This is a genomic window from Arthrobacter sp. TmtSoilC79 (genome assembly GCF_059739405.1).
Window position 1 is genome coordinate 4054751 of the sequence record NZ_AP046051.1, and the last position, 25364, is coordinate 4080114.

Consider the following 25364-nt stretch of genomic DNA (forward strand, 5'->3'; position numbering starts at 1 on the left):
ACGCCACCAGCGAAAGGTCACTATGGTTTCCCCCACGAGCGAGTCACCCAACAGCGAGTACGACGTCGACCTCACCGTCACGCTGACGGAGGCACCTGACGCTGAACCACGCGAGTTCCGCCTTCGGTCCGCCGCCGGCGTCCTGTCACCGGACCCTGACTCCCTGGACTCAAACTTGCCGGACGCAGCCGCGGCGCTGGCCGCCGTCGAGCAATTCGGTGAGGAAGTCTTCTTTCCCGAGCCCCGCCCGGACCGGATCTGCACCCAGCAGTATGGCGGCCCGCAGGTAGCGGTGGTGACGGGTTGGTTCCGTGGGCGCAAAGTCCAGAGCCATTTCAGCCGCACGGACGGCTGCGAGATCGCACGCTGGAAGGCCCTGGCATCGTTGCTCGGGAACACCGGAGGCTCCACAGGCAACATCTGATACACGCAACAGTGGCCGGCGGGAATCCCGCCGGCCACTGTTGTTAAGGCATCAGTTACTGGAACAAGCGAACACTAGCCGGCGTTGTTGCTCTGCGTCGGCTCGTCACCACGGATCTTGCCGTGGTTCTTTTTGTCCTTCTTGTCCTTCTTCGGGTCTTCCTCATCCGGAACCACTACGGCCCCGCCCGGGTTGACCAGGACGGTGACGAAGCTCGGCTCGCTGGTACCGGCGAAGGTGAGGCGGCCGATGTAGGAACCGGGCTCCAGGTTCTTCCAGTTCAGCGAAATCTGGCCCGTCTTGCCGTTGGCAAGGCGGATCGGATTCGGCGTCACGGTGGCGTTGCCCTGGTTGGCGCCGAGGACTGCGGCATCAACGGTGGCCTTGGTGGCCTGGTTGTTGGGGCTCGCATAGAGGTTGGCGAAGATGTAGTAATCCCCTGCTGCAGGGTTGGGAACGGACAGCGTTTCACTGGCCGATGCCGTGGCTGCCGGCAGCTGCTGGCCGGAAGGCGTGAGCACCAGCATGTCGAAGTCCGCGGCATCGTTGGAGGAGATGACCGAGAACTTGGCCAAGGCACTGCCCTCGCCAACTGTCACCTTCTTGACGTAGTTCGATGCGTTGGTCTCACCAGCGAACGGGCCGGGAACCAGCTCGACAGCCGAGGAATCGGCCTTGGACAGGCCATCAACGGTGACGCCGACCGGCAGGTTGGTGCCGGAGGTGATGTTGATGGCAGCGGAGCCGTTGGGACCCGTTCCCGTGAAGGCCAGGGCCTTGTCCGCAATGACGGACTGCGGCCGGACGGCGATCGGCGAGGTCACGGTCTTGTTGGCACCTTGCCAGCTCAGTGAACCCATGGCGAACTTGCCCAGGGCTGCACTGTTGTTTTCGAACTGGACCTTGAACGTCTTCTTCTCTCCTGCTGCCCCAAAGTTCAGGACGGAGGGGGTGACCTTGACGTTGACGCCGGGTACGTTGGCCGTGGCCCGGTAGAGGCCCGGAGTCAGGGCTGTGACCGTACGGGTGACCTCAATCTTGCCTGCGAGGTTGCCCAGGGCGAACGAAGGAACGTTCATGTCACGCGGCGCCGTGGTGCCGAGCCCTTCCATGCCCAGGTCCATGCCCGTGCCCTGGATGAACTTCAGGTAGTCCTCGGTGGTGGCGTCATAGACGAGGCCCGGCGAGAGGACCTTGGCCGGATCAACCTGACCGGCACCTGTGGCGAAGACGTCCTTGTTGACTGAACCGTTGGCCAGCTTGACCGGGCCGGCGGTGGTCATCATGGCGGACTTCACCGTGGCCGGGGACCACTTCGGGTTCTTGCCCAGGATCAGCGCGCCGAAACCGGCGACGTGCGGTGAAGCCATGGATGTTCCGGACAGGAAGCCGAAGTTGTCTCCACCGGTTCCGATCGGCGAAACACCGGCGAGGATTGCGACGCCGGGAGCGGACACATCGGGCTTCAACAGGTCCGAGTCGGTGGCCAGCAGCGGGCCACGGGAAGAGAAGCCGGCGATCTGCGGCTGCGCTTCGGCAGGCAGGCCAGTAGTGTCGCGGTTCAGCAGGGAAACGGTGATGGCCGGGTTGGCCGTGACCTTGTCCTTGATGGTCTGCGTTGCCGGCGGATTCACGTGGACCGTGGGGATGACGTGCTTGTCCGTGTCCAGCGACGAATCAGTGAGGTTGACCAGGATCATGCCGACGCCACCGCCGCGCAGGACCTCAGCACTCTTGGCAGTGCGGTCAACCACGCCACGGTCGCAGACAACAACCTTGCCGGCTACCTTGGCCGGGTCCAACGAACCCGGGGCGCACAGTGCCGCGTTTCCTTCACCGCTTGCAGCGTTGGTGGACAGCACGACGCCGGCCCCGCTCACCTCACGGTTCATGATGGACGCTCCGCGGAATTTGCTGCCATCGGAGAACTCAACGGTGCCCTGGAGCTCCTGCGAGAACGAGGTCGCCGCAACCGTGGTCAGCCATGGGGCACCATGGTTGACGGTGCTTGCGGTCGGGCCGGAGTTGCCGGCCGAGGTAGCCACGAAGATACCTGCGGACGCTGCGGAGAGGAATGCCAGCGAGACCGGGTCGGTGGTGCTCGTTGTGGAACCGGAGATGGAGTAGTTCAGGACGTCCACACCGTCCAGGATGGCTTGCTCGATCGCGTCCACCGAGGCGGAGCCGTAGCAACCGCCCGTAGCAGGATCGGTGTCTTCCCAGCAGACCTTGTAGATGGAGAGTTTGGCGGCGGGTGCGATCCCGCTGGTGGTCCCGAAGCTGCGACCGTCCACTACGGCGTCCACGTTGGCGTTGCCGGCCGCGGTGCTGGCGGTGTGGGTGCCGTGGCTGTCCACGTCCACGGGGGAAATAACTTCCTCGGGAGCGCGGTTTTCCGGGGCGACGGTTTCGAGGAAGGCGTCTGCGAAGTAGTGGGTGCTGAGGACCTTGGAGTTGCAGGCGCTGCCATCGTAGTCGGCACCGGTGTCCTTGCCGGGCTGGCATTCACCGATGAAGGTGTCGCCGTCGGCCTTGAGCATGGCGATCTTGCCGTCGGCGGTGCGGTAGGGCACGCCGACCTGCGGATTGCCCACCAGCGGGCCTACAGGCTCACCGGCGAAGAAGGGGTTGGAGGGGGTGTAGCCGGTGTCGATCACACCAACAACGGTTCCCTTGCCGGCGTTGTCCTGGCCACCGTACTGGGTGGCCCAGGTGCCGTTGGGGCCGCTGAGCTTGAGGAAGTCGGTGGTGGAGTAGTCCGGCGCATACTGGGTGTCCGGTGCCACCATGAGGACTTTGGGGTCCTTGGCCAGGTTGATGGCCTGGTCTGCCGAGAGGTTGGCACTGAAGCCGTTGACGGCGGTGGTGAAGTCACGCTCAATGGTGATGTTTTCCTGGCTGGCAATTTCCTGCTGTTTCGTCTGCAGGTGCTGCTGGTATTCCTTCACCGGGGCGCTGTCGGCGTCGAGCTTCTTGCCTTCTTCCGGCTTGGTGGGGGCAAGGCCTGCCGTTCCGCCGTCGTAGGTTGCTGCAGGTTTCTCCGCCAGGACAACCATGTAGCGGCCATCCTTGTAGGCGCTGGGGTCAAGGTTCTTCTTGGCCACGCCTGCAACGTTCCCGGGCGTCTCCGGCGTGGGAGCGGCCTGGGCCGGCATCGCCATTGAAGAGAGAAGCAACGGCAAGCCCACGGCCAGTGCCGCGGCCTTTCGAAGCCCCCCGCTTCTGACGAAGCTCTTTCCTTGTGATTTCACGAGTGGTTGCACCTTTCACTGAGGGAGGACCAGGCTCCATCGCCTGGGCCTGTCAACTTTTAGTTGGTTGAACCTTTGACAGTTCTTGTCAAAGCCGCGCAACCAGCCGAGTCACAGAGTACCTAGTGAGAGACGAATATGACATAGAGCACATTTTGGGAAATTTGTCTTGTCACAATCACCCGGTCCTCCCCCGGAAAAGTGCTAGCCCTTGGGTCGGCGGTCACATTGCCAGAGATGACTTTTGGTCAACACCACCTGCCACCAGCCGGTAGCCTCAAAGACAAACCGCCCTCGCCCTGCGATCACAGGAGTTGCCGTGAAAATCCTCGTCCCCGACACCATCGAGTTGGACCTCGCCGACCTCACCGCGTCAGGGGATGAGGTTGCGGTTTACCAGGTAGACAAGCCCATTCCCGGCGAACTCCGGGACGCCGAGGTTCTGGTGGTGTGGCGCAACACTCCGGAGAACCTGGCCGACGCTGCACAGCAGATGGCATCGCTCAGGCTGGTCCAGACCCTCGCGGCCGGGCCGGACTCCGTCCTGGCGGCAGGCTTCGCAGAAAACGTGGCCATCACTTCAGGCCGCTCACTGCACGATGGCCCCGTGGCCGAACACGCGCTCGCCTTGGTCCTGGCTGCCGTCCGACGGCTGGACGTCCTGCTCGAATCCCAGAAGGACGCCACGTGGAACGCACCGTACAACGCGGCGCAGTCCAGCCCGGAGACTGAACAGCTCTACACGCTCGACGGCGCCAACGTCACCATCTGGGGCTTTGGTTCGATCGCCGGACGCCTCGCTCCCCTGCTGGCGGCTCTGGGAGCAAAGGTCACCGGGGTGGCCCATTCAAAGGGCGAACGTTACGGCTTCCCGGTGGTTTCAACGGACGATCTGACGGAAGTCCTGCGCACCACCAACGTCCTGATTTCCATCCTGCCGGCCACTGCGGAAACGGCCGACGCCCTGAACGCACAAGTCCTGGCCGGCCTGCCCGCAAGCGCCGTCTTTGTGAACGTGGGCCGTGGGGCAACGGTGGATGAGGACGCACTCCTGGCAGCGCTGCAGGAAGGCAGGCTGCGTGCGGCAGCGCTGGATGTGACCAAAGAAGAGCCCCTGCCCGAAGACTCCGCGCTATGGAACGCCCCCAACCTGATCATCACGCCCCATGTGGCAGGCAATCGGCCCAAGGGTTCGGCCAAGCTCGTCACCGCCAACATTGCGGCGCTCAAAGAAGGAGCAGCGCTGACCAACCGGGTGGCCTGAGAGTAGGGGTGGCCTGAGACGCAGCGGTGGCCTGAGACGCAAAAGGCGGGCCGGTCCCCCACGGGAGACCGGCCCGCCTCAGCGGAAGAGTCAGGGCATCAGGCGTGCTCGTACGTCAGGCAGTCGGCAGCCTCGCGGCCCGGACCAACCCGCACGTTGTGGGCCTCGCACATGAGGTTGTTGTTGTGGACGCATTCGGACCGCTGGCAAGCGCCCACGTGGGCGAGGACCTTGGGAAGGCCGCCCATGGCATTGGTGTCGATGAAGGTCGCGCAGGAAGCGTGGTCCTGGGTTCCACCAATGGTGATTCCAAAGGCGGTGCAGCCATCGTGGTTGAAACCGCAGCTGCCAACGCTACAGGCGGATACTTCGGCAATGTGTTCGGTCATTGTTCCTCCTGGTTGGATCCTGGAAAGTACTGGGGCTGAACCCCGCGTGTAATTTCCAAGCTACGCCGGAATGTGGCCATTTAACCGCTTTGAATAGCGCATTTGTATGTGCCGTAATCCGCGCCATTGCACCAAAAAACGGCCCTTGCCAGGTAAGCCTTTACTTACTTGGTGTCCGCAAAGCGTCGCTGATTTTGGCCCGCGTCTCCGCGTCCAGGGGCGCAGTCACGCGGCTGTTCCGGGCCGACCGGTCCGCCTTGATTTTCTGGATGACCATGCGGCCCAAACCAGCAAAAACTGCCGCGGCCACAACGCCCAGCACCATCGATTTCGGTTTCTCAGCCATTCCGCAATCCTAGTGACGCCGGCCACCCCCTGCCAGTACCTCCAGCGGCCGGGGACCAGCGCCGCCGTCGAGCCTTCACTTGGGTCTTTTTGCCCCGCCGCGGCGGGGTGCCCTCGCACAATCCGGCTGAATAGGGTATGTGCGCTGCTCCCGGTAGAATAGATGTGCAAGCTCGCGGAGCGCCCCCCATGCCGTTCAAACAATGCAGTTCACATCGTGGTCAGCCCTGTGCTGACCCGCTGTTTGAATGCGGCTGAACGGCGTGAGACGGCACCTCCGCGGCAGCCTTATTTAAGGTTCACCCAACTCACGCACAGGAGTTACCGGATGCCCCGGATCGTCGTTGACGTCATGCCCAAGCCCGAGATTCTGGACCCCCAGGGGAAGGCCATCGTGGGTGCACTGCCCCGCCTCGGCTTCAACAGCTTCAGCGCAGTCCGCCAAGGCAAGCGCTTCGAACTGACCGTCGACGGCGAGGTGACCGACGCTATCCTGGCCCAGGCCCGCGAAGCTGCCGAGACGCTCCTGTCCAACCCGGTGATCGAGGATGTTGTCAACGTCGAGGTCGTCGAGGCCTGATATGACGTCGATCCCCCTGATTGGCGAGGCTGTAGCCGTCGCCGCAGAACCCCGCCTCGCCGGCGCGAAGATCGGCGTCGTGACCTTCCCCGGCACCCTTGACGACCGCGACGCCGCCCGTGCAGTGCGGCTTGCAGGTGGCACGGCGGTGCCGCTGTGGCACGGAGATTCCGAACTCGGCGATGTTGACGCCGTCATCATCCCCGGCGGGTTCTCCTACGGTGACTACCTCCGCGCAGGCGCCATTTCGCGTTTCGCTCCGCTGATGTCCAAGATCATCGACGCCGCAAACTCCGAGGCGAAGCTCCCCGTGCTGGGTATCTGCAATGGCTTCCAGATCCTGACCGAATCGCACTTGCTCCCCGGTTCCATGATCAAGAACGACCACCTGAAGTTCATCTGCCGCGACCAGACGCTTCGCGTGGAGAACGCCAACACTGCCTGGACCGTGGACTACACGGACGGCCAGGAAATCATCGTGCCGTTGAAGAACCAGGACGGCCAGTACATCGCCGACGAGAAGACCCTGGATGCCCTTGAGGCTGAGGGCCGTGTGGTGTTCCGCTACGTGGGCTTCAACCCGAACGGCTCCCGCCGCGACATCGCCGGCATCTCCAACGCCGCCGGCAACGTGGTGGGCCTCATGCCGCACCCCGAGCACGCAGTGGAGGCCGGCTTCGGCCCCGAGTCGCTTGATGGTGCGCCCCGCGACACCGACGGCCTCGGCTTCTTCACCTCCGTACTGACCAAGATTGTGGGAGGCGACAAGTGACCACGGAAACCACCAAGAAGTTCAACATCGACACCGTTGAGCACGCTGCGAAGACCCCGGACACGGAACTCCCGTGGGCCGGGCTGGGCCTGAAGCAGAACGAATTCGACGAGATCGTCAAGGTCCTTGGCCGCCGCCCCACCGGCGCCGAGCTGGCCATGTACTCCGTCATGTGGAGCGAGCACTGCTCCTACAAGTCCTCCAAGAACCACCTCCGCCAGTTCGGCGAGAAGGTCACCGAGGAAATGAAGAAGGACATGCTGGTTGGCATCGGCGAGAACGCCGGCGTCACCAACCTCGGCGACGGCTGGGCCGTGACGTTCAAGATCGAGTCCCACAACTCGCCGTCGTTCGTTGAGCCTTACCAGGGTGCCGCTACCGGCATCGGCGGCATCGTCCGCGACATCATCTCCATGGGCGCCCGCCCGGTTGCCGTGATGGACCCGTTGCGTTTCGGCGCGATCGACCACCCGGACACCGCCCGCGTCATGCACGGTGCCGTTGCCGGCATCGGCGGCTATGGCAACTGCCTGGGCCTGCCGAACATCGGTGGCGAAATGGTCTTCGACTCCGTCTACCAGGGCAACCCGCTGGTCAACGCACTGGCAGTGGGCGTCATGCGCCACGAGGACATCCGCCTGGCCAACGCATCGGGCAAGGGCAACAAGGTTGTCCTGTTCGGTGCCCGCACCGGCGGCGACGGCATTGGCGGCGCCTCCGTGCTGGCCTCGGAGTCCTTCGATGACACCAAGCCCTCCAAGCGTCCGGCCGTCCAGGTGGGCGACCCCTTCGCTGAAAAGGTCCTCATTGAGTGCTGCCTGGAGCTCTTCAAGGGCTCCTTGGTTGAAGGCATCCAGGACCTGGGCGCTGCAGGTATTTCCTGCGCCACGTCCGAGCTTGCCTCCAACGGCGACGGCGGCATGGAGGTGGAGCTGACCTCGGTCCTGCTGCGCGACCCCACGCTGACCCCGGGCGAGATCCTCATGTCCGAGTCGCAGGAACGCATGATGGCCGTGGTCACCCCGGAGAACATCGCAGCGTTCGAAGCTGTGATGGACAAGTGGGCCGTGGAGTACTCCTGGTTGGGTGAGGTCACCGACACCGGCCGCCTCATCATCACCTGGGAAGGCGAAGTAATCGTCGACGTCGATCCCCGCACCGTTGCTCACGACGGTCCGGTCTACGACCGTCCGTTCGCCCGCCCGGAGTGGCAGGACTCGGTGCAGGCCAACACGTTCAGCGGTTCCGTTGAGGACGCCGGCCGTCCGTCGGCTCCTTCCGAGCTGGCCGCAGCCGTCACCGAACTCGTGGCATCGCCGAATATGTGCTCCAAGGCCTGGATCACCAACCAGTACGACCGCTACGTTGGCGGCAACACCGCCATGGCGTTCCCGGACGACTCCGGTGTGGTCCGCGTTGACGAGGAAACCGGCTTGGGCGTTGCCTTGGCCACCGACGCCAACGGCCGCTACACCTACCTTGAGCCGTACCAGGGCGCACAGTTGGCTTTGGCTGAGGCCTACCGCAACGTGGCCACGTCCGGCGCTGTTCCGATGGCTGTGAGTGACTGCCTGAACTTCGGCTCCCCCGAGGACCCGGACGTCATGTGGCAGCTCGCCGAGGCCATCCGCGGCCTGTCCGACGCCTGCATGGAGCTCGGAATCCCGGTCACCGGCGGCAACGTCTCCCTGTACAACCAGACCGGCACCACGCCCATCCACCCCTCCCCTGTGGTGGCAGTGCTGGGCAAGCTCGACGACGTCGCCCGCCGCACGCCGTCGGGTTGGCGCGAGGACGGCCAGGCCATCTACCTGCTGGGCACCACCGCAGCAGAGCTGGACGGTTCGGAATGGTCCAACCTCCGCGGACACCTTGGTGGCTTGCCGCCGAAGGTTGACCTTGCGGCCGAGCGCGCATTGGGCGAGATCCTGATCAACGCTTCACGTGACGGCATGGTTGACGCAGCACACGACCTCTCCGAGGGTGGCCTCGCGGCTGCGCTGGTGGAGTCCTCGCTGCGTTACGGCGTGGGCGCCCGCATCGCCCTTGAGGAACTCATGGAGCGCGACGGCGTGGACCTGTTCACGGCCCTCTTCTCCGAGTCCCAGGCCCGTGCGATCGTCTCCGTTCCGCGTTCGGAGGAAGTCCGTTTCAAGGACATGTGCACTGCCCGCGGCTTCGCCCACCTCCGGATCGGCGTCGTTGACGCTGCCGGCGGAAAGCTGGAGATCAACGGCGTGGACGAGCTCTCTCTGGACGCCCTCCGCGAAGCACACGAAGGAACCCTGCCGAAGTACTTCGGCTAAGGACAGCTGACATCGCAAGGCCCCGGCGCTCGTAGAGTGCCGGGGCCTTCGCGTGTCTGCGGGGGTTTCAGGCCGGCCAAACAGTCTGCCGCACCAGCTGCTCCGTGAACTCCGCCTCGGGCAGTGGCCTGCCGAAGTAGTACCCCTGCCCGCTGGCGCAGCCGATGCTGCGGAGCGCTTCTGCTTCTTCAGCGGTTTCGATGCCCTCCCAAACCCCTTCCAGCCCACAGGAGCGGATGACTTCCTGGATGGCTGCCAGGAACTTGAGCTGGGAAGGGTCCTTCCCCAGGTCCTTGACGAATTGCCGGTCCACTTTCACCCGGTCGACGGGCAGCTTGCGCAGGTATCCCATGGAGGAGTAGCCGGCACCGAAGTCATCGATTTCCAGTCCCACACCCAGTTTGTGCAGGCTCGCCAAGGTATAGCGGTCCAGCTCGTTGTTCTGGATGATGGCGCTCTCCGTCAATTCCAGGACCAGCGCCTCCGGGGGCAGGCTTTCCTCGGCAAGGGCCTCGCTGACATCGTCCACGAATTCCAGGCTTTGCAGGTCCGCGGCGGAAACATTGATCCGCATGGAGAAAAGGTGCTGTGCGGTGGCCGGGTTGTTCCGCCAGTGCCGCAACTGTCCCACGGCAGTGCGCAGGACCCATCGTCCCAGCTCGGCAATGAGCCCGGTAGCCTCGGCAACGGGGATGAACTGGTCCGGCATGATCAGGCCATGCACGGGGTGGTTCCAGCGGACCAAAGCCTCGCAGCCCTCGATTTTTCCGGTGGCCAGCTCCACAATCGGCTGATAGTTCAGGACCAGCTGGTCCGATCTGATGGCCTCGCGGAGTTCACCAACAATCTGCCGCTGAAGTTGGCGGGCATGCACCGTGGCAGGATCGAACATCTTGAGCTTGTTCCGGCCTTCGCTCTTGGATTCCTCCACGGCGAAATCGGCCTCCTGGAGCAGGTCCTCAAGGGTGTGGTGCGGCTCTGCGGTCCGCAGGCCCATGCTGGCGCCGCAACGGACGCTGTTGTTTCCCACGTCGATGTTCGGTTCAAGCGCGGCCAGGATCCGGTTCCCGACGGCGGTGGCCCGGGTTGGCGGCGTGGCGGGCAACAACACTGCGAATTCGTCGGCACCCAGGCGGGTGACGACGTCGTCCTCCCGGACGGCGGACTGGATGCGCATGGCCACGGCGACCAAAACCTGGTCTGCTGCGGCGTGGCCAGCCGAATTCTTCAGTGCCTTGAACCCGTCAAGGTTGATCAGGAGAAGCGCAGGCTGGGCGGATCCTGTTGCCGCGGCGTTCCGGGCTGCGGTGAAAGCGTCCATCAAGGCGTGGCGGTTGCCAAGTCCGGTGAGGGAATCGGTAAGGGCGTCCCGCCGTTGCTCGTTCCGGACGTGGTGAAGCTCTTCCATCAGGGCGCGGACGCGCTCCTCCAGTTGTTCAACACGGGAGTCGCTGGAAGCGAGCATCCTCCGGGGCTTCGTGCTGGTCACGACTCTTCCAGGCGTCGCAGCGTTGTGTCAGCGACTGCCTGGGGCATGGCGACCGGATTGCGCCGCTCGTCCAGGAACAAGCGGTAGGAGGCAACGTCCAACCGTCCGTTGGGCTCCACCTTCTTGCCGGCGCGGTAGACGTGCGTGATCCAGGAGCCTCCCATGATGGCCTCGATCCAGGCATCGCATTCGGCCAGCGGGAGGTGGACCCGGGTGCCGGTGTTCCTGCGGTGCCCTGCGATGGAGACTGTGATGCAGCTGCCCAAAAGGCCTTTGTCGGCCGTGAACCAGGCGAGTCCTTCGACGTCGGCCACGATGGTGAGGTTGGCGTTCGCATCCTCTACCGACTGGACCGGACCCATCCGGACCGACCGGCGGTCTGCATTGAGCAAGGTGGGCGTTCCCGCCATGTAGGGCGCACTGGTGATGTTCTGCCGGAAAGCGGACAGCTCCTGGGTGTGCTGGATCTGGATCCTGGTGGTGAGTTCGTTGAAGGTCATGATCGTGCCTCATCCGCAATAATGGCCGCCTGGGGACGGTCCGCTCCTACAATCCGGTTTCTTCCTTGTGCTTTGGCGCTGTACAGGGCGGCGTCGGCCACCTCAATCATGAAAGTCAGGTCCGAGCCGGCGGGGATGCTGGAGGTAACCCCGTAGCTGATGGTCGGGAAGGCCACGCCCTCCGGTGCCGGGGCGGCTGCCATTCGGCGGCTGATTTCGGCCGCGATGTCCTCTGCCCGTTCCTGGGTGGCCCCTGGCAGGAAGAGGATGAATTCCTCGCCGCCATAACGCCCGATCAGGTCGGTGGACCGCACCGAGTCGCCGCAGGCTTCCGCGAAGGCCTGCAGGGCCAGGTCCCCTGCTCCGTGGCCGAATTCGTCATTGACTGCTTTGAAATGGTCCAGGTCGGCCAGGACTATGGCGGCTCCGGAACCAGTGGAGTGGAGCCGGTGGAGTTCGGTGGTGGCCATGTCCAGGAAAGTCCCACGGTTGAGCAGGCCCGTCAGGTGGTCGCGGTCGGCCCGTTCCTTGAGGCCCTTGATGAGCTGGTCACTGGTCAGGGCGGTCATGCTGAAGGACACGGTCACCAGGAGGACCATGGAAATCAGGGCAGAGGGAGCCGGCCCAAAGTAGGTAGTGAAGCTCTGGCTGTAAGGACCTTCAAGGGTGTAGACCATCCACCGGCCCAGGTAATAGGTGGCCAGGAGACCGGCGGCAAGGGAGAGTGCCTTGTGGACCTGGGAGTGCGAGGACTTGATGAACCAGAGGTCGTAGGCGGCCAAGGCGATGCCCGCGGTCATCATGGCCAGATAAACAAAGCCACCGGACCACACGTTGCTTGCCGGGCTTTCCAGGACTGAGGCCACAGCCGTAACTGCCGGGCCTACTGCCAGTTGCCAGGGAGCGGCTTTCCTGTCCCGGAGGGTTTTTGCTCCAGCCCAGACGCTGAAAGCGCCGGCCACCACCAGGACGTTGCCCAACGGATTGGCCCACTGCTGGTGGGGGCTGCCATTGAGCAGGAAGGCAGTGTTGCCCACCATGAATTCGAGGAGGGCCAGGCTCCACCAGCCGGCATACGGCGAACGCGTGCGGTGGAAAGAGGCGCAGAACAGGATCAGGAGGGTCACGGTTATCACGCCTAGAGCAACCCGTACCGAGAAAGCATCGAGCACTGTGTCCAACCCCCTCAGCTGGTCATCCTGCAGCTTTGAGTTCAGTGTGGCGAGGCTTAATCAACCTCACTGCGGCATTTGCTCAAGATTTGATCAAGATCAGCTGTGGAACCCGGCCGGGTCCCGCTTAAGCGAGCCCGCCCTCACCCAACCCAGTGGCCGTCGTCGTGGTATTCGGCCTCAAGGCCGTGCGGCGTCTTCTCCCACTTGTGGGGGCTGGTAAGCATCTGCCATGCCGCCCGCCAGGCCGCTATGGAGTGCAGCACCCAGTAGAACGGATTGAGCAGGGCGAAGATGGCAATCCGCCAACCATGCCGGCGGAGTGTGGCCACGCCGGAGACGATGATCATCATGGCGTTGCCGAACAGCATGGACACCACGCCGCCCACCAGCAGCCATGTGGGCAGGACCAGTCCAACAATGTCGTAGCCGATGTACGTGACTACTGTGAAGCCCACCACCAGCGGGTAGGCCAGGAATGCCAGGGGCGTGCCCAGGATCAGGCCAAGGAACCCGACGGCGCCTGCAACGCCGGTGCTCTTGATGTAGCGCACCGTGTTCCGGGTGTTGACGGCCGAGGTCACCATATAGCCCTTGATCCAGCGGGTGCGCTGCTTGATCCATGCCGGAACCTGCGAGCACGCTTCTTCCCAGGTGGTGGAGTCGATCACGCCCACGCGGTATCCCTCCACGGCAGCCCGGAGCCCCAGGTCGGCGTCCTCCGTGACGTTCCATGGATCCCAGGCGCCCACTTCCTTGAGCAGCGAAGTGACAAAGTGGTTGGAGGTGCCGCCCAGGGGAAGCGGTATGCCTGAGTTGTCCAGGCCGGGGAGCATCGAGTCGAACCAATGCGTGTATTCGATGGTGAACATCCGGGTCAGGACATTCTGGTCCGCGTTGAAGTAATTCAGCGCAGCCTGGACGCAGATCAGGGGCTTACGGTCCGGGTTGAGGTGTTCGCGCTCGAAGGCGTCCTGCTTGAACGCGGCGATGGATGCACGCAGCTGGCCGGGTTCGGGCCGGTCCTCGGCGTCGTAGATGACCACATACTCACCGCGGGCGAACGTCAGTCCGTAGTTGCATGCCCTGGGCTTGGTCTGCGGTTCACCCTTGGGCACGATGAGGATCCGGACGTACTCCGGTGGCCGTGACGCTTTCGCGGCGGCAATGGTCTCGGCGTCGTCCTCTTCGAGGAGTACCAGGACGTCCAGCTTGGACCGGGGGTAGTCCAACTGGCCCAGGTTGGTCAGGAGTTTGTCAATGATGTTCGCTTCCCGGAACACCGGTACCAGGATGGTGTAGACGGGCAGTTCGCCGTCGGGAACCCGTTCCTCTGCCAAGGCCGGCAGGCCGCGGCTTACTCTTTCCTTGTCCCTGGCTTTGGCCACGGCTGCTTCATTCCTCCGGTCAAAGGGACTGCGAAGACTGGCCAGTGTCTTGAACCCGATGCTCACCAGGAACACGATGTTTGCTGCTGCCAACAGCACGATGACCGCCGTCAGCGGGGACAGCGCGAATCCTGCGGCAATTCCCAGGACCAGGACCACCGGAAGGACGCGCTGCCACTGGGTCAGCGCGGTGCGGGCAGATTCTCCCGGCCGCTCTTCGGCCAGTCGCTCGGCGGATTCGTAGAGGAGATGGCGGCGGAAGGACCGCTGGATTGACTGGTTGATGTCCCAATCGGTGGTGGTTCGGAAAAAGACCTCCCGGGCACCGAACGCCAGGGCCGCTTCCTCTGCGATGGCCGCGGAAGGAGCCACGGCAGTAGCCACCGTCAGCACTCCCGCGTCCATCTGCCATGGCAACCATTGCGGTTCGCCCACGGCGCTGTAGCCGAGCATCTCCATCAGCCGGTCATCCACCGGTTCGGCCACCAGGTCCACCAGCGGCGCGTCCCAGTGCTGCGCCAGGACTTCATAAATCCGACGGCGGTCCAGCCCGGCTTCCAGGATCAGGTGCCGGCCCAGCAATCCGCCCTCGCTGGCGGCCCGGTCCAACGCACGCTGGAGCTGTTCCGGGGTGACGAGTCCGGCTGCGAGCAGTGCCTGGCCGATGGATTGCCGGTTGAGCGTGCCGTCCGCAACGGGCGAAGAAGGCGTCATCAGTAGGAGGACCTTTCATAGATCCGGTGGGTGGGAGTCGAGAAAACCACGGAGTAGCGGACAGTGAACGATTTGTTCGCAGCGATTGCCTGGTACACCAGGTCCGTGGGCCCCGAATCCCGTGCCCCTGTTCCGGCTTCAACGTTGACGAAAACCCAGCGGGCGAATTTTGCGGGGTCCTCCAGCGCCGGGGAAAAGTAGTCTCCGGAGGCCCGGTTATAGATTTCCTTGAGCGGAATTCCCATGACGGGGAGCACGGCGTTGCCCCTGGCGCTCTCATCCATGAGGATTCCGCCGGACTGGTAATGCTCGTTGAGCCATCGCGCGGCGGCGGTGGAGTTCGCGGTGGATTCTGCGGACATCCGGCCCTCTGCCAACACGGCAAGCCGGCCTGCCGGGTCCGCACCCCACCACGCGTTTTGCATCACCAGCCCGGCCAGCAAAGCGCCGATCACAACGGCCCTGAGCCGCAACGGCCGGGTGACCTCCTCCACCAGGACAGCCACCAGGATGGTCACCAGGGGCAAGGCCGTCAGGGCGAACCGGTTGTTCCACCAAGTCGAGGGCAGGGAGTGATCGTTGTTGATGGCGGTCTGGCCCAGGAACAGGCTCAGCAGCGCAAAGGCGTACGCGCTGCCGGTCACCGCCACCAGCAGGGTGCTGTTGGAGAAGCCGCGCCGGAAGACCAGTACGATCGCGCCACAAGCCGCCAGGGCAAGGACGACGACGCCGGATGTCTCCAGCAGCGACCAATGGAAAGTAGACAACGTGAGCCCCAGGTTGCCCTTGGTAGGCAACAAGCCGCCGTCGGTGATGTTTTTTTGCTGGGCGTAAGCGGAGTATTGCCCGAACATGAACTCCAGCGGGTTTCCATAGATGGCCCAGTTGTAGGAAATCCACCAGAGAACTGCCGCGGCCGGGATCATCACATAGCCGCCGGCCATGATCAACGCTTCCCGCCAAGCCCGGGTACGGCGCATGGACACGACCAGGACAAAGATGGTCCCTGTCATCACCAGCGCCCAGCCCTCGTACCGTGACAGCACTGCCGCGGCCGACGGAATACCGGCGAAGACAGCCAGCTCTCCGGCACTCATTCGACGCCGGCTGGTTGCCCAATGCGCCAGGCCGGCCATGCCGCCCACCATGCACATGATCAGCACCGGTTCGGTCAACGCCGTGGTGTAGACGTACAGGATTGCGGGGTTCGCGAGCACCACCAGAGTGGTGGACAGTCGTCCGGCCCGGCCCAATCCGAGCCGGGCCGCGATCAAGTAGAGGCCGGTGGCAGTGGCGGACAGTGCCAGCATTCCCAGGATTCCCGCGGCCCAGCCTGTGCTGAACAACCACATGTTCAGCACGAACGGGGCCAGCAGCAGGTGTGGCATGGGCAGCCAAACGGTGCCCAGCTGTTCAAAGCCGGGCGCCTTGCTGTCAAAGATGCGCCGGGCGATGGTCAGGTGGCTTTGCGCGTCCGAATAGTCCAGGTTGGTGCCGTGGCCGATCGTGTACAGGCAAGCGAGGTAGCCCACCAGCAGCGACACCACCGCGACGATTCGAGTGCCGGGAACCTTGCGGCCCATCACAGGAGCGCCGAGCCGAACCCAGCCTTGCCGGACCAGCAGAGCCGCCGATCCCAGCAGAGCCGCCGGGGGCTGCCGGTGGGCTGCTCCCGGCCGGGTGGCGACGCTAGTTGCCATGATCCGGATTGCCCGCCGCCTGTTCAGCATCCACGTAGGCCCGCGCCGCCCGGGCACGCCGCCTCAAGAGCACGGTCCGTGCAGCATACGCCAGGCCGAGCACCACCACTGCCCCGGCGATCCACCAGGCATAGGGACGGTAATCGTCGGTAACGGCCTTCTGGGGAACCACCACATTGCTCTCCAGCAGGACGGGCGTTCCGGACGGCTGGGTGACCAGGAGGTTCCGGGACAACGATGCCCAGCCGCCTTCAACGCCACCCACGTGCGAGGCCAGAGAGGCCTGGAGCGTGCCGGCCGCAGCCGTGTCGCCCTCAGGCGCCCAGGCCCCGAGCAGCAGCAGGTCACGCCCACCCTGTTCAAAGGCTTCGAGCACGCCGTACGGAGCAGAAGCACCCACGCCGAATTCGACGTCGTCGGGCGAGATGGTGCGGAACTCCGCCAACCGCAGGGGTGCGGAAAGCTTGTTGGCAACCTCCGCGGTGGCACCCACCACCATCCCGGACTCGGTGGAGCCAGCCAGGGAGTCGATGCCCACCACCTTGGTCTCCAGCAGGGAAGCACTTCCACGTTGCAGGGAGGCTACCAACGTGGCCGCATTGATGGTGTTGGCTTGGGCGTTGCCATCGCCGAAGGCCACCGGAACGCTCTGGCCGAGGACCTGGGGGAACCGGGCGAAGCCGGCTTTGGTGGAGCCGCCACGGACAGCGGTGAGGGTGGATCCCGCGGTGTCCACGGTGACTTCCATGGGCATGACGCCGGCGGGTCCGTTGCAGTCGCCGCCGGCGGGAAGTGCCGCGAGCCGGATACGGAGTCCGTTCCTGGCCTGGAGCTGTCCAGCTGGAACGTCGGCATCCACCGTGAAGGTGTCACCGCCGTCGAGGTTCCTGGAGCTGAGCAGGTAGTCGTTCCAGAAAACCGAGAGCTGCGCCTTGGCGTTTTCCGGGACTGCGGTGTGTGTGCCTTTGAGCTGGACTTTTACGGAGGAAACGGGCCCACCGAACTGCGACTGGGTGACGCCGACATAGGATTCGGGCGTGCCGTAGCCGGACAGTTTGAGGGTGGTGCTGCCCAGGTCCTTGAGGCTCTGGGTCAGCCCGGCAGCGGCTGGCAGCGCAGAGGTCAGCCCGGTTACCGATGACGTCACGGCGAGCGCCGTCTTGTCACTGGCCAGGGCCCTGGCGGCGGTGCGGAGTTCGTCGTCGTGGCCGCTGAGGACCAGCTGCGGGAGGCCGGCCGCGGTGGCCAGTTTGGTGGCGGTTTCGCCTTGGTCGGCGACGACGCTGAGGATGCGGCTGCCCGCCGGAAGGCCGGCTGTGCGCGCCTCGAGTTCGGATTCGGGAACCGTGGTGATGGCAGCGTCCGGGTAGCGCTGGGCCATGGCGGCCGACGCCGTCATGATCGCTGCGGAGACATCCGCGCCGGGATCCGACGGCACAGGAAGTACGACGGCGGGCACGGAGGCCGGGAAGAACTCGCCAACTGTGGTGGGAGCCTTGGCTGTTCCGCTGAAGTCCACCTGGAGGTTGTTCAGGGTGGCGGTGGCGTTGGAGACGACGCACATGGTCTGGGTCACCGGGACGAACTGCAGCCCCACCGTGAGCTGCTGGCCCACGACGTCGGCGTTGCTGACTGCCTGGTCCAAGGCAACGGTGGCAGCTGCGTTGCTTTCAAGGACAATCCTGCCGTTGACTGTTGCCCGGACGGTGCCCTCGGGCTTCCCCGACACCGCGATGGTCCCCTTCACCCTGGTGGGTTCCAGCCCTGCCGTGACGGGCACCACGATGGTCTGCTCGGCCTGGCCCGCCAGGGCTGAGACGCTCGATGATGCCCGTACAGCTGCTCCATCAGCCGGTGCGCCGGCCGCCGGCGAGGCGGTGGCGGGTGAAGCGGCAATCCCCAACGCGCTGACGGTGGCCAGCGTGAGCGTTGCGGCGCAGGCGAGCAGGATCCTGACCGGGTGGGGTCGGGACAGACGGTGGAGGTGTGGTCCGGCGGGCGTTTGGGGCACGATTGCAGTCCTGGGTAGCTAGCAGCGAATGAGTCCGTCAGCCGTTGTGGGGCCAACCTCATAGACACTGCCGAACGGAACTCAAGGCCCCTTGCTGCATTGGCTCAAGATTCCCTCAAGAACGCATTCCTCCCGCCCTGACCTGCGGTGATAATGAATTATGTGGATCGGCTGGGTTGAATTCGATGTCCTTTTGGGAGATATCCATAGCCTCAAGGAGAAGCGCTCCCTGGTGAGGCCGCTGCTCGCCGAGTTGAAACGGCGCTTCGAGGTCTCAGCTGCCGAAACCGGGCTTCAGGACCAGCATCGGCGGGCACTGATCGGGGCTGCGCTGGTAGCCCCGGATCACGCCCACCTGCAGCAAATGCTCGACGCCGTCGAACGGTTCGTGGCTGCCCGGCCGGAGTTTGAGCTGCTCAGCGCACGGCAACGGGAGATCCACAGCGAGGACTAGTTAGTCGATGGTCAACTCGCCCATGCGGTCCCAGCCGCTGCCTTCGAGCTGGCGGCTGATGATGTGCGGAGTCTCCGCGAGGGCTTGGGGCATGTCCGCCATGGCCTTCTTGAAATGATCGCTGTTGACGTGGGCCTCCGCGGCGTCGTCCTGGAACGCTTCGAGCAGGACGAATTCGTGGGGGTTGTCCACACTGCGGGACCAGTCGAACCACAGGTTGCCGGGTTCAGCCCTGGTTGCCTCGGTGAAGTCGGCCACCAGGTCCAGCCAGCGCTCGGACCAGTCGGGCTTGACGTTGAACTTGACCACAATGAAGATCACGGGCTGCTGCCTTTCGTTGCACTACAGATTCCGTTCCATCCTGACAGAGTTTTTGTACAGGAAATGCCCTTAAACGGCCTTCTAAAGGGCGGGAGCTGTACAAAAACTCGACGGCGGCCCCCACCAAAAGGTGGGGACCGCCGTCGAACGCTGCTTGTTAGCTTGGGTGCACTACTTTTCGAACTACTTGGACGTGCCCTGCGAAACGGATCCCTGCAGCTGGCGCTGGAAGATCACGTAGACAATGAGCACCGGAATGACGGTGACGCTGACGGCTGCAAACAGCGCGCCGTAGTCCACCGCGTAGCCCATCTGGCCGGCGAAGGCTGCGAGTTCCTGGGAGAGGACACGCGGGCCGGCGGCGTTGATGGACACCGGAATCAGGAACTGGTTCCACAAACCCAGGAAGTTGAAGATGGCAACCGAGGCCAGGCCCGGCTTTGCCATCGGCAGCATGACCTGGAAGAACGTCCGCCACTCCCCCGCGCCGTCAAGGGCTGCTGCTTCGGTAATTTCGTGCGGCAGCGACTTGAAGAAGGAGAACAGGAAGAACACGGTGAACGGGAGCGCGAAGCCCACGTACACCAGGATCAGGCCGGGCAGGGTGTTCAGGAGTCCCATGTTCTTCAGGACGAAGAACAAAGGCACCATGGCCAGGAAGATCGGGAACGTCAGGCCTGCCAGCATCAGGTAGTAGATGGCCCTGCTGCCCCGGAAGGTGTACCGCGCCAGGACATAGGCACACATCGCGCCCAGGACCATGACGATCACCAGCGCTGCTGCCACAACAATGATCGAGTTCAGGAAGGCGCTGCCGATGCCGGCTTCGCTCCAGGCCTTGACGTAGTTGTCCAGCTTCCATTCACCGGGCAGGGCGAACGGCGAAGCGAAAATCTCGCTGGAGGTCTTGAAGGAGGACATGAACGTCCACAGGAGCGGCAGGATAACGATCAGCGTCCAGATGGTCAGCGCAGTGTGGGACACCGCTCCCACCACTTTGTCACCCTTTGTGGTTGCCGGGGTCCGGGGCTGGAAGTGCAGTGACTTCATTTCCGGAGTTGAGACTTTGGTACTCATTACAGGCTCACATCCTTATCGCCGCCGGTGAGCCGGTTGACCAGGAACACCAATCCGGAGAAGATCAGCGTGGCAATGGCCAGCACAACGCCCATGGCGCTGGCGAGACCGAACTGTCCCTTGCTGAAAGCCGTGAAGAACAACTGCTGTGCCATGACCAGCGTGGAATTGTCCGGACCACCGCCGGAGTTCAGCGCGGCCATGTAAACGAACGCGTCCAGTGCCAGGATGCCCATATAGATGTAGGCGGTCTGGATGTTGTCGCGGATCAGCGGGATGGTGATGGACATTGCGGTCCGGAAGCGGCCCGCGCCGTCGATCCTGGCGGCCTCGAAAAGCTCCGCAGGAATGCCCTTGATGCCGGCGACGAACAGGACCATATAGAAGCCTACGAAGCCCCACACAATCACGAACATCGTGGCGATCATGGCGGTGTTCTTGTCACCCAGCCAAGCGAAGTCCTTGAACTGGTCCAGGCCCATCCCGGTGAGGATGCCGTTCAGCAGCCCGCCGGAGGGATCGTAGATCTGCCCCCACATGATGCCGATGGCCACTGCGGGAATGGTGTACGGGAAGAACGAGACCACCCGGTAGAAGCTGGAATTGCGCAAGCCCTTGATCTGGCCTTTGCTGCTTCCGCCGACCGTTACCAGCGAGGCAAGGACCAAGCTGAGGATGATGGTGATGATCGGGAGGAAGATCACCAGGACGATGTTGTTGGACATCGCCTTCATGAAGATGTCGTCGGTAAAGATCTTCACGTAGTTTTCAAGGCCGATGAAGTTCTGGTTCGGCGAAAAACCGGACCAGTCCGTCAACGAATATCCGAACGCCTGGATGAACGGCCAAATGACGAACAAGAGGTAGATCGCCAACGGCAGTCCGAGGAAGACGGCAAAGAAACTGACCTTGTCCCACGTCAACGGCTTCCGCCGCCGCTTAATCACTTGCGGTGGAGCCGGCGCCGGAACGACGGCGGCCAGGCCGTCGTCGTTCCGGCTCTGCTGAGTTTTCACTGAAGTCACTTCACTTCGATCTTCTTGACCGAGCTGTCATTGCGGACCTTGTCGGTGATGTTCTGGAGTGCCGAGGTGAGGGTTGCAACGTCGGACTTGCCGTCCAGGAAGGTGTTCCAAACCACCAGCTGGTCCTTGTTGGTGCCGTACAGGTCGATGAAGTTCCAGGTGTAGATGTTCTCGCCGGCGTCGCTGAGCATCTTCGTCTGCGAAACCAGGGCCGTGGACCCGAAACCATCGGCCGGGACGGTGTCCTTGACGATCGTGGGTGCGAGCTTGGTTTTGGCGAAGTTGGTGGCAGCTTCCTTGGAGAGCATGATCCGGAGCAGCTCCTTGCCACCGGCGGCGTTCTTGCCCTGGCTCGGAACAATGAACGGCTCGCCTGCAGCGCTGTGAAGTGCTGTCTGCGGCATCTTGGGGCTGGCGCTCACGGACGGGGCCGGGGCACCCATCATGTTGAAGCCGGCCTTGGTCTGGTCCTTCATTTCGTTCTCGATCCAGGAACCCGAGGGGTAGAACACGGCCTCCTGGGCGTTGCTCCACTGTGCCTGGGCGGCTGTGAACTGGGTGCCGGAACCACCGGGCTTGAAGAAGCCGGCCTTGACGATCTTGTCCAGGGCCGTGAAGACGGACTGGATGGCCGGGTGCGACCAGCAATCGGCCTTGAGGTTCTCCAAGGCGAGGCGAACGTCGTCGCCGCCTTCCTTGATGGCGGAGGCAATGGCCAGTTCCTGGTAGTACGTGGCAGCTTCCTTGCCCCAGACAAAGAGGTACTTGCCCTTGGCTTTGGCCTGCTCGCCGAGTGCGTACATCTCATCCCAGGTCTTCGGAACGGTCCAGCCGTTTTCCTTGAGCAGGGAGTCCGAGTACCAAACAGCAAAGACGGTCAGGACGTAGTTCAGTGCAGCAAGCTTGCCGTCGAAGGTGCCCGGAGCCAGTACGCCTGTGTACAGGGTGTCCTTGATGACCTTGCCTTCAAGGTTCTTGGCCTCCACAACGCTGGTGAGGTCCTCGAGCTGGGCAAGGATGGTGCTGAAGCCAATGGCCTTGGCGCCGGAGTTGTCGATCAGGTCCGGCGGGTTGCCACCGACGAAGCGGGGCTGGAGTTCTTGGGCGATGTCCGTTGACGGGGAAATCTTGGCTGTGGAGCCCTCATGTGTCTTTTCGAAGATCTTGCCGGCGAACTCGACGTAGTCGATCCCGTAGCCACCCTTGAAGATCACGGCGTCGAGGGCGGCCTTGTCAGCCATGCCGAACGGGTTGGTGTCGGAGACGGTGCCCGTGGGGCCGGCGGTGGTGGTGCCGCCACCCGCGGCGCATGAAGCAATGGTTCCCCCCATGGGCACGAGCACGGCTGCAGCGAGTGCTCCACGCAGGAATCCACGGCGACCGACGGACTGGTGCTGAACGTTCATTTCTAAACCCTCCAGTGACTCGTAGTGTCGACTGTTGCGGCAGGAAGGCCGTTCAGTCAGACAGTCTGGGTTGGCGCTCTGGCAGCACCAACCTTCTGTGACATAATTCACCACGAATGATCGAAAATCAATATTTCGCGGCAGTTTCGATCAACATTTGTCAAAGCGTGATCTTTCTACGGGCCTTCGGCGAGGGCCTTTCCGCACTCAGTGATGGCTTCCCGGGCCAACGCCCCATGGGCCTCGGATCCCAGTCGTTCCGCCCATTGTTCGGCTAATTGGAACTCCACCAAGGCCTCCGTGAGCCGGTTTTTACCCCGCAGAAACGTCCCCAAGGCAACGTGCAAAACAATCATCCAGTGCTTGGTTCGCTCATCGTAGGCCGTGGAGGCATATTCCAAGGCACTTCGCATCCACACCTCGGCGTGTGCGGTGTCCGCAAGCGCGAGCATATGGAGTGCATCCACGGCCAGGAATTCCTCACCAAGGTGGTCCGCCAACTCGGCAGCCTGTTCCAACAACGGAACGGCCATGGCAGAGCGGCCACCGGCATTCAAAACCCGGCCACGCTCCAAAAGGATGCGTACGCCCACGGTGGGTTCGTCGTCGTCGATCCCGTCCAGGAGCGCGTCGGCTTCCTCGAAGCGGCCTTGCAGACTGATGGCCCGCCCAAGCTGGGTTGCGAGCTCGGCGCGTTCGTCGGCGTCGTACTTTTCCCCGGTCATCGCGGCCCTGAACGCGGCTTCCGAGGCTGCCGGATCGCGGAAATTCCATAGGTGGTCCAGTGTCTTCTGATCCAGCATCAAACCGCTCCTGACCAGCGCTTGGCTGAGGTCCTTAGGTATGCAGTATCAATCTAGTCCCATGTCAGCGCCGTGGGGAGGGTGTGCGCGGGTGTGTCAGCTGCCCTGCGGTTTTGCCAGCCGCGCCCAGCCCAGTTGCTCCTGCTGTTTGCGGCTGAGGGTGGCCACCACCAGGTCATAGGAGTCCTCCACCATGTCCCGCACCATGGCATCGGACAGCGCCCCATCCAGCCGCACGCCGTTCCAGTGGGTCTTGTTCATGTGCCAGGCGCCGGTGATCTCAGGATTTGCTGCCCTGAGTTGCTCTGCCAGCGCCGGCTCGCACTTGAGGCTCACAGACCAGTTGTCCGGATCCATGGTGGAGAGTGCGAACATCTTGGCTTCGTGGCGTGCACCACCGGCGACGGCGGCACGGACCTTGAAGACGGACGTTTCGGGTCCGAACGGAAAGTCTTCAAAGGCGCCGGGAAAGCCGAGGCAGATCGCACGGAGGGTGGAAACGTCCATGGAGCGAGCCTACTCAACCCCCAGGAAGTCCTCCAGCAGCACCACTTCCAGTCCTGCAGCCAATTGGGCGGCACGGAAAGCGGCGAGGTCTGCGGCAAACTCAGCACGGAAATGCATGAGCACAATGTCGCCGGGGCGCAAGGAGTTGCCCACCTGGTAGTCCATTTTTCCGGCGTTGGCCTTCGCTTCCCAGGTGATGATCGCTTTCATGCCCGACGCCGCAACGGCCTGGCGCATCACGGTGGAGTAGGCACCTCCCGGAGGCCTGAACAACGTGGGCCGGCGGCCATAGTGCGCGAAGGCGTACTCCTGCATTCCCACCATGTCGTTCACCTGCTGCTGGTAACCCCACTGCCGGACCATGTTGATGTTGTGGCTGACCGTGTGGTTCTCAACCAGGCTGCCCTGGGCCTTGAACGCGTTGAAGAAGGCCGGGTTATCGGCCACCGTGTCCCTGGTGAGGAAGAGTGAGGCGGGGTAGTCGTACTCCGCCATCAGCTTCACCGACTCCGGCGACTTGATGTTTCCGTCATCGATGGTCAGGAACACCACCGGGTGCTTGGTCTCGATCTTGGTAATCACGGGCGCCAATCCGCCCACGATCGGCGGCAGTTGGTAGTCCGGGATGAAGGTGCGCCGGATGCGCTTGGCCGGGGTCGGGCTTGGTGTGGCAGTTGGTGTGGGAGTAGCGGACGACGTCGGAATCTCGCCTCCGACGGCCAGCGCACCATTCGGACCCGGCGCTTCGGGCGAGGCGGCAGCGCCACTGGGCGTCAGCGCCGGCGTCGAACTTTCAGGTGGGGTGCTTTCAGGCGGCGTGCAGGCAGACAGGCCGGCCACCATGGACGCACCCAGGAGTCCGAAGGCCGCCCGTCTGCTGGGAGTGGAAAGTGGCACCGCAGAATGGCCGCCCGGCATGGCTGTCCCCCAAGACTCAAAAAATGATTCAGGTGCAATCTAACAGAGGAACAAGGCGCGGAATCACAAGCCGTAGTGCCAGCCTTCGCGTGCCGGACAGGAGTTCACTACCACTTCCAGGCCCGCGTCCTTGGCGCGCTGGGTGGCTTCGTCGTCGAATACGCCCAACTGGAGCCACACCGCCTTGGCGCCGATCGCAATGGCTTGGTCGATCACCGCGCCAACCCGCTGGGAATTGACGAAGCAGTCCACAACGTCAATCGGGTGCCTTGACTCCGGGATGTCGGCAAGGGTCTTGTATCCCTTCTCTCCGTGGACATCCTCCCCTTTGAGGTTGACGGGGATGATCTCCATGCCCATCTTGTCCCGGACGTAGAGGGAGACGTCGTAAGCGGAGCGCCATTGGTTGGTGCTGAGGCCAACGATGGCCCAGGTACCTTTTGTTCGCATCAAGCGTTCCACTACCGCCGGATCGTTGACATGCATCATGACCCAAGCCTACTCCCGCCTGTCAGTGAGCGGCTTTGCCGAATAATCTGCATCTTTTT

General features: G+C 63.5%; 23 protein-coding genes. 6 read left to right on the plus strand and 17 right to left on the minus strand.

The window, feature by feature from the left end; all coding sequences use genetic code 11:
* Nucleotides 1-22: 22 nt before the first annotated feature.
* Entirely contained in the window at nt 23-424 is a 402-nt protein-coding gene (locus AC6JA3_RS18540; RefSeq protein WP_497920453.1) for a serine protease inhibitor, read from the plus strand.
* 74 nt (nt 425-498) lie between these two features.
* Here AC6JA3_RS18540 and AC6JA3_RS18545 read toward each other — a convergent pair whose 3' ends face one another.
* Nucleotides 499-3675 (minus strand): S8 family serine peptidase, encoded by a 3177-nt coding sequence (locus tag AC6JA3_RS18545; RefSeq protein WP_497920454.1) that lies wholly within the window; start codon nt 3673-3675, stop codon nt 499-501.
* Between the two features lie 319 nt (nt 3676-3994).
* Here AC6JA3_RS18545 and AC6JA3_RS18550 point away from each other — a divergent pair, with 319 nt between their 5' ends.
* The gene (locus AC6JA3_RS18550; protein ID WP_497920455.1) at nt 3995-4939 is read left to right on the plus strand and encodes an NAD(P)-dependent oxidoreductase; all 945 of its coding nucleotides are present in this window, start codon (nt 3995-3997) and stop codon (nt 4937-4939) included.
* Nucleotides 4940-5037: 98 nt separating this feature from the next.
* On the opposite strand, the gene AC6JA3_RS18555 is transcribed toward AC6JA3_RS18550, so the two are convergent.
* Together AC6JA3_RS18555 and AC6JA3_RS18560 are read right to left on the minus strand one after the other, a co-directional pair.
* A complete protein-coding gene (locus AC6JA3_RS18555; protein WP_081733365.1) occupies nt 5038-5328 on the minus strand; it encodes a DUF1540 domain-containing protein in 291 nt (96 codons plus the stop codon).
* A 160-nt stretch (nt 5329-5488) separates the two neighbouring features.
* Complete coding sequence (locus AC6JA3_RS18560) at nt 5489-5674, minus strand: hypothetical protein (RefSeq protein ID WP_026541808.1); 186 nt, start codon at nt 5672-5674, stop codon at nt 5489-5491.
* Nucleotides 5675-6001: 327 nt separating this feature from the next.
* Here AC6JA3_RS18560 and purS point away from each other — a divergent pair, with 327 nt between their 5' ends.
* Genes purS through purL form a run of 3 tightly spaced genes read left to right on the plus strand, consistent with a single transcriptional unit; the run spans nt 6002 to nt 9331 of the window.
* Nucleotides 6002-6253 (plus strand): phosphoribosylformylglycinamidine synthase subunit PurS, encoded by a 252-nt coding sequence (purS, locus tag AC6JA3_RS18565; RefSeq protein WP_011773385.1) that lies wholly within the window; start codon nt 6002-6004, stop codon nt 6251-6253.
* A gap of 1 nt (nt 6254) precedes the next feature.
* Nucleotides 6255-7025: a phosphoribosylformylglycinamidine synthase subunit PurQ gene (purQ, locus tag AC6JA3_RS18570; RefSeq protein WP_497920456.1), complete on the plus strand. Its 771-nt coding sequence runs from the start codon at nt 6255-6257 to the stop codon at nt 7023-7025.
* The gene (purL, locus tag AC6JA3_RS18575) at nt 7022-9331 is read left to right on the plus strand and encodes a phosphoribosylformylglycinamidine synthase subunit PurL (RefSeq protein ID WP_497920457.1); all 2310 of its coding nucleotides are present in this window, start codon (nt 7022-7024) and stop codon (nt 9329-9331) included. Before purQ ends, purL begins: the two co-directional genes overlap by 4 nt.
* 67 nt (nt 9332-9398) lie before the next feature.
* On the opposite strand, the gene AC6JA3_RS18580 is transcribed toward purL, so the two are convergent.
* From AC6JA3_RS18580 to AC6JA3_RS18605, 6 genes are all read right to left on the minus strand, one after another.
* Entirely contained in the window at nt 9399-10820 is a 1422-nt protein-coding gene (locus tag AC6JA3_RS18580; RefSeq protein ID WP_091553019.1) for a putative bifunctional diguanylate cyclase/phosphodiesterase, read from the minus strand.
* Entirely contained in the window at nt 10817-11320 is a 504-nt protein-coding gene (locus AC6JA3_RS18585) for a hypothetical protein (protein WP_026541804.1), read from the minus strand. Before AC6JA3_RS18585 ends, AC6JA3_RS18580 begins: the two co-directional genes overlap by 4 nt.
* A complete protein-coding gene (locus AC6JA3_RS18590) occupies nt 11317-12501 on the minus strand; it encodes a GGDEF domain-containing protein (protein WP_223944595.1) in 1185 nt (394 codons plus the stop codon). Before AC6JA3_RS18590 ends, AC6JA3_RS18585 begins: the two co-directional genes overlap by 4 nt.
* Nucleotides 12502-12635: 134 nt before the next feature.
* Complete coding sequence (locus tag AC6JA3_RS18595) at nt 12636-14594, minus strand: glycosyltransferase (protein WP_026541802.1); 1959 nt, start codon at nt 14592-14594, stop codon at nt 12636-12638.
* On the minus strand, nt 14594-16294 hold the full coding sequence (locus AC6JA3_RS18600; RefSeq protein ID WP_497920458.1) for an ArnT family glycosyltransferase: 1701 nt from the start codon (nt 16292-16294) through the stop codon (nt 14594-14596). The genes AC6JA3_RS18595 and AC6JA3_RS18600 overlap by 1 nt, the downstream gene beginning before the upstream one ends.
* Nucleotides 16284-18305, minus strand: coding sequence for a hypothetical protein (locus AC6JA3_RS18605; RefSeq protein ID WP_497920459.1), 2022 nt, complete (start codon nt 18303-18305; stop codon nt 16284-16286). The genes AC6JA3_RS18600 and AC6JA3_RS18605 overlap by 11 nt, the downstream gene beginning before the upstream one ends.
* A gap of 160 nt (nt 18306-18465) precedes the next feature.
* On the opposite strand from AC6JA3_RS18605, the gene AC6JA3_RS18610 reads away from it, so the two are divergent.
* Nucleotides 18466-18759: a DUF503 domain-containing protein gene (locus tag AC6JA3_RS18610; RefSeq protein WP_026541799.1), complete on the plus strand. Its 294-nt coding sequence runs from the start codon at nt 18466-18468 to the stop codon at nt 18757-18759.
* Here AC6JA3_RS18610 and AC6JA3_RS18615 read toward each other — a convergent pair whose 3' ends face one another.
* From AC6JA3_RS18615 to AC6JA3_RS18650, 8 genes are all read right to left on the minus strand, one after another.
* Nucleotides 18760-19080, minus strand: coding sequence for a putative quinol monooxygenase (locus AC6JA3_RS18615; RefSeq protein WP_026541798.1), 321 nt, complete (start codon nt 19078-19080; stop codon nt 18760-18762). It abuts the gene before it with no gap.
* Nucleotides 19081-19263: 183 nt separating this feature from the next.
* Nucleotides 19264-20157 carry a carbohydrate ABC transporter permease gene (locus AC6JA3_RS18620; protein WP_026541797.1) on the minus strand — a complete coding sequence of 298 codons (894 nt, stop codon included), beginning with the start codon at nt 20155-20157 and terminating at the stop codon, nt 19264-19266.
* Entirely contained in the window at nt 20157-21173 is a 1017-nt protein-coding gene (locus AC6JA3_RS18625; RefSeq protein ID WP_026541796.1) for a carbohydrate ABC transporter permease, read from the minus strand. The genes AC6JA3_RS18620 and AC6JA3_RS18625 overlap by 1 nt, the downstream gene beginning before the upstream one ends.
* Before the next feature lie 5 nt (nt 21174-21178).
* Complete coding sequence (ngcE, locus tag AC6JA3_RS18630) at nt 21179-22588, minus strand: N-acetylglucosamine/diacetylchitobiose ABC transporter substrate-binding protein (protein ID WP_026541795.1); 1410 nt, start codon at nt 22586-22588, stop codon at nt 21179-21181.
* 176 nt (nt 22589-22764) lie between these two features.
* Complete coding sequence (locus tag AC6JA3_RS18635; protein ID WP_497920460.1) at nt 22765-23391, minus strand: hypothetical protein; 627 nt, start codon at nt 23389-23391, stop codon at nt 22765-22767.
* Between the two features lie 96 nt (nt 23392-23487).
* Nucleotides 23488-23898, minus strand: coding sequence for an MmcQ/YjbR family DNA-binding protein (locus tag AC6JA3_RS18640; protein ID WP_026548327.1), 411 nt, complete (start codon nt 23896-23898; stop codon nt 23488-23490).
* 9 nt (nt 23899-23907) lie between these two features.
* The gene (locus tag AC6JA3_RS18645; protein WP_497920461.1) at nt 23908-24795 is read right to left on the minus strand and encodes a polysaccharide deacetylase family protein; all 888 of its coding nucleotides are present in this window, start codon (nt 24793-24795) and stop codon (nt 23908-23910) included.
* Between the two features lie 84 nt (nt 24796-24879).
* Nucleotides 24880-25305, minus strand: a complete 426-nt coding sequence (locus AC6JA3_RS18650; RefSeq protein WP_026541791.1) for a CoA-binding protein — start codon at nt 25303-25305, stop codon at nt 24880-24882.
* Nucleotides 25306-25364: the final 59 nt, after the last annotated feature.

What these genes read in the sequence shown, in the direction of transcription:
- ngcE (WP_026541795.1), bottom strand. Translation starts at nt 22,588, where the DNA reads ATGAACGTTCAGCACCAGTCCGTCGGTCGCCGTGGATTCCTGCGTGGA.
- AC6JA3_RS18600 (WP_497920458.1), bottom strand. Translation starts at nt 16,294, where the DNA reads ATGGCAACTAGCGTCGCCACCCGGCCGGGAGCAGCCCACCGGCAGCCC.
- AC6JA3_RS18555 (WP_081733365.1), bottom strand. Translation starts at nt 5,328, where the DNA reads ATGACCGAACACATTGCCGAAGTATCCGCCTGTAGCGTTGGCAGCTGC.
- purS (WP_011773385.1), top strand. Translation starts at nt 6,002, where the DNA reads ATGCCCCGGATCGTCGTTGACGTCATGCCCAAGCCCGAGATTCTGGAC.
- AC6JA3_RS18595 (WP_026541802.1), bottom strand. Translation starts at nt 14,594, where the DNA reads ATGACGCCTTCTTCGCCCGTTGCGGACGGCACGCTCAACCGGCAATCC.
- AC6JA3_RS18620 (WP_026541797.1), bottom strand. Translation starts at nt 20,157, where the DNA reads ATGAGTACCAAAGTCTCAACTCCGGAAATGAAGTCACTGCACTTCCAG.
- AC6JA3_RS18650 (WP_026541791.1), bottom strand. Translation starts at nt 25,305, where the DNA reads ATGATGCATGTCAACGATCCGGCGGTAGTGGAACGCTTGATGCGAACA.
- purQ (WP_497920456.1), top strand. Translation starts at nt 6,255, where the DNA reads ATGACGTCGATCCCCCTGATTGGCGAGGCTGTAGCCGTCGCCGCAGAA.
- AC6JA3_RS18560 (WP_026541808.1), bottom strand. Translation starts at nt 5,674, where the DNA reads ATGGCTGAGAAACCGAAATCGATGGTGCTGGGCGTTGTGGCCGCGGCA.
- AC6JA3_RS18585 (WP_026541804.1), bottom strand. Translation starts at nt 11,320, where the DNA reads ATGACCTTCAACGAACTCACCACCAGGATCCAGATCCAGCACACCCAG.
- AC6JA3_RS18610 (WP_026541799.1), top strand. Translation starts at nt 18,466, where the DNA reads ATGTGGATCGGCTGGGTTGAATTCGATGTCCTTTTGGGAGATATCCAT.
- AC6JA3_RS18635 (WP_497920460.1), bottom strand. Translation starts at nt 23,391, where the DNA reads ATGCTGGATCAGAAGACACTGGACCACCTATGGAATTTCCGCGATCCG.
- AC6JA3_RS18640 (WP_026548327.1), bottom strand. Translation starts at nt 23,898, where the DNA reads ATGGACGTTTCCACCCTCCGTGCGATCTGCCTCGGCTTTCCCGGCGCC.
- AC6JA3_RS18540 (WP_497920453.1), top strand. Translation starts at nt 23, where the DNA reads ATGGTTTCCCCCACGAGCGAGTCACCCAACAGCGAGTACGACGTCGAC.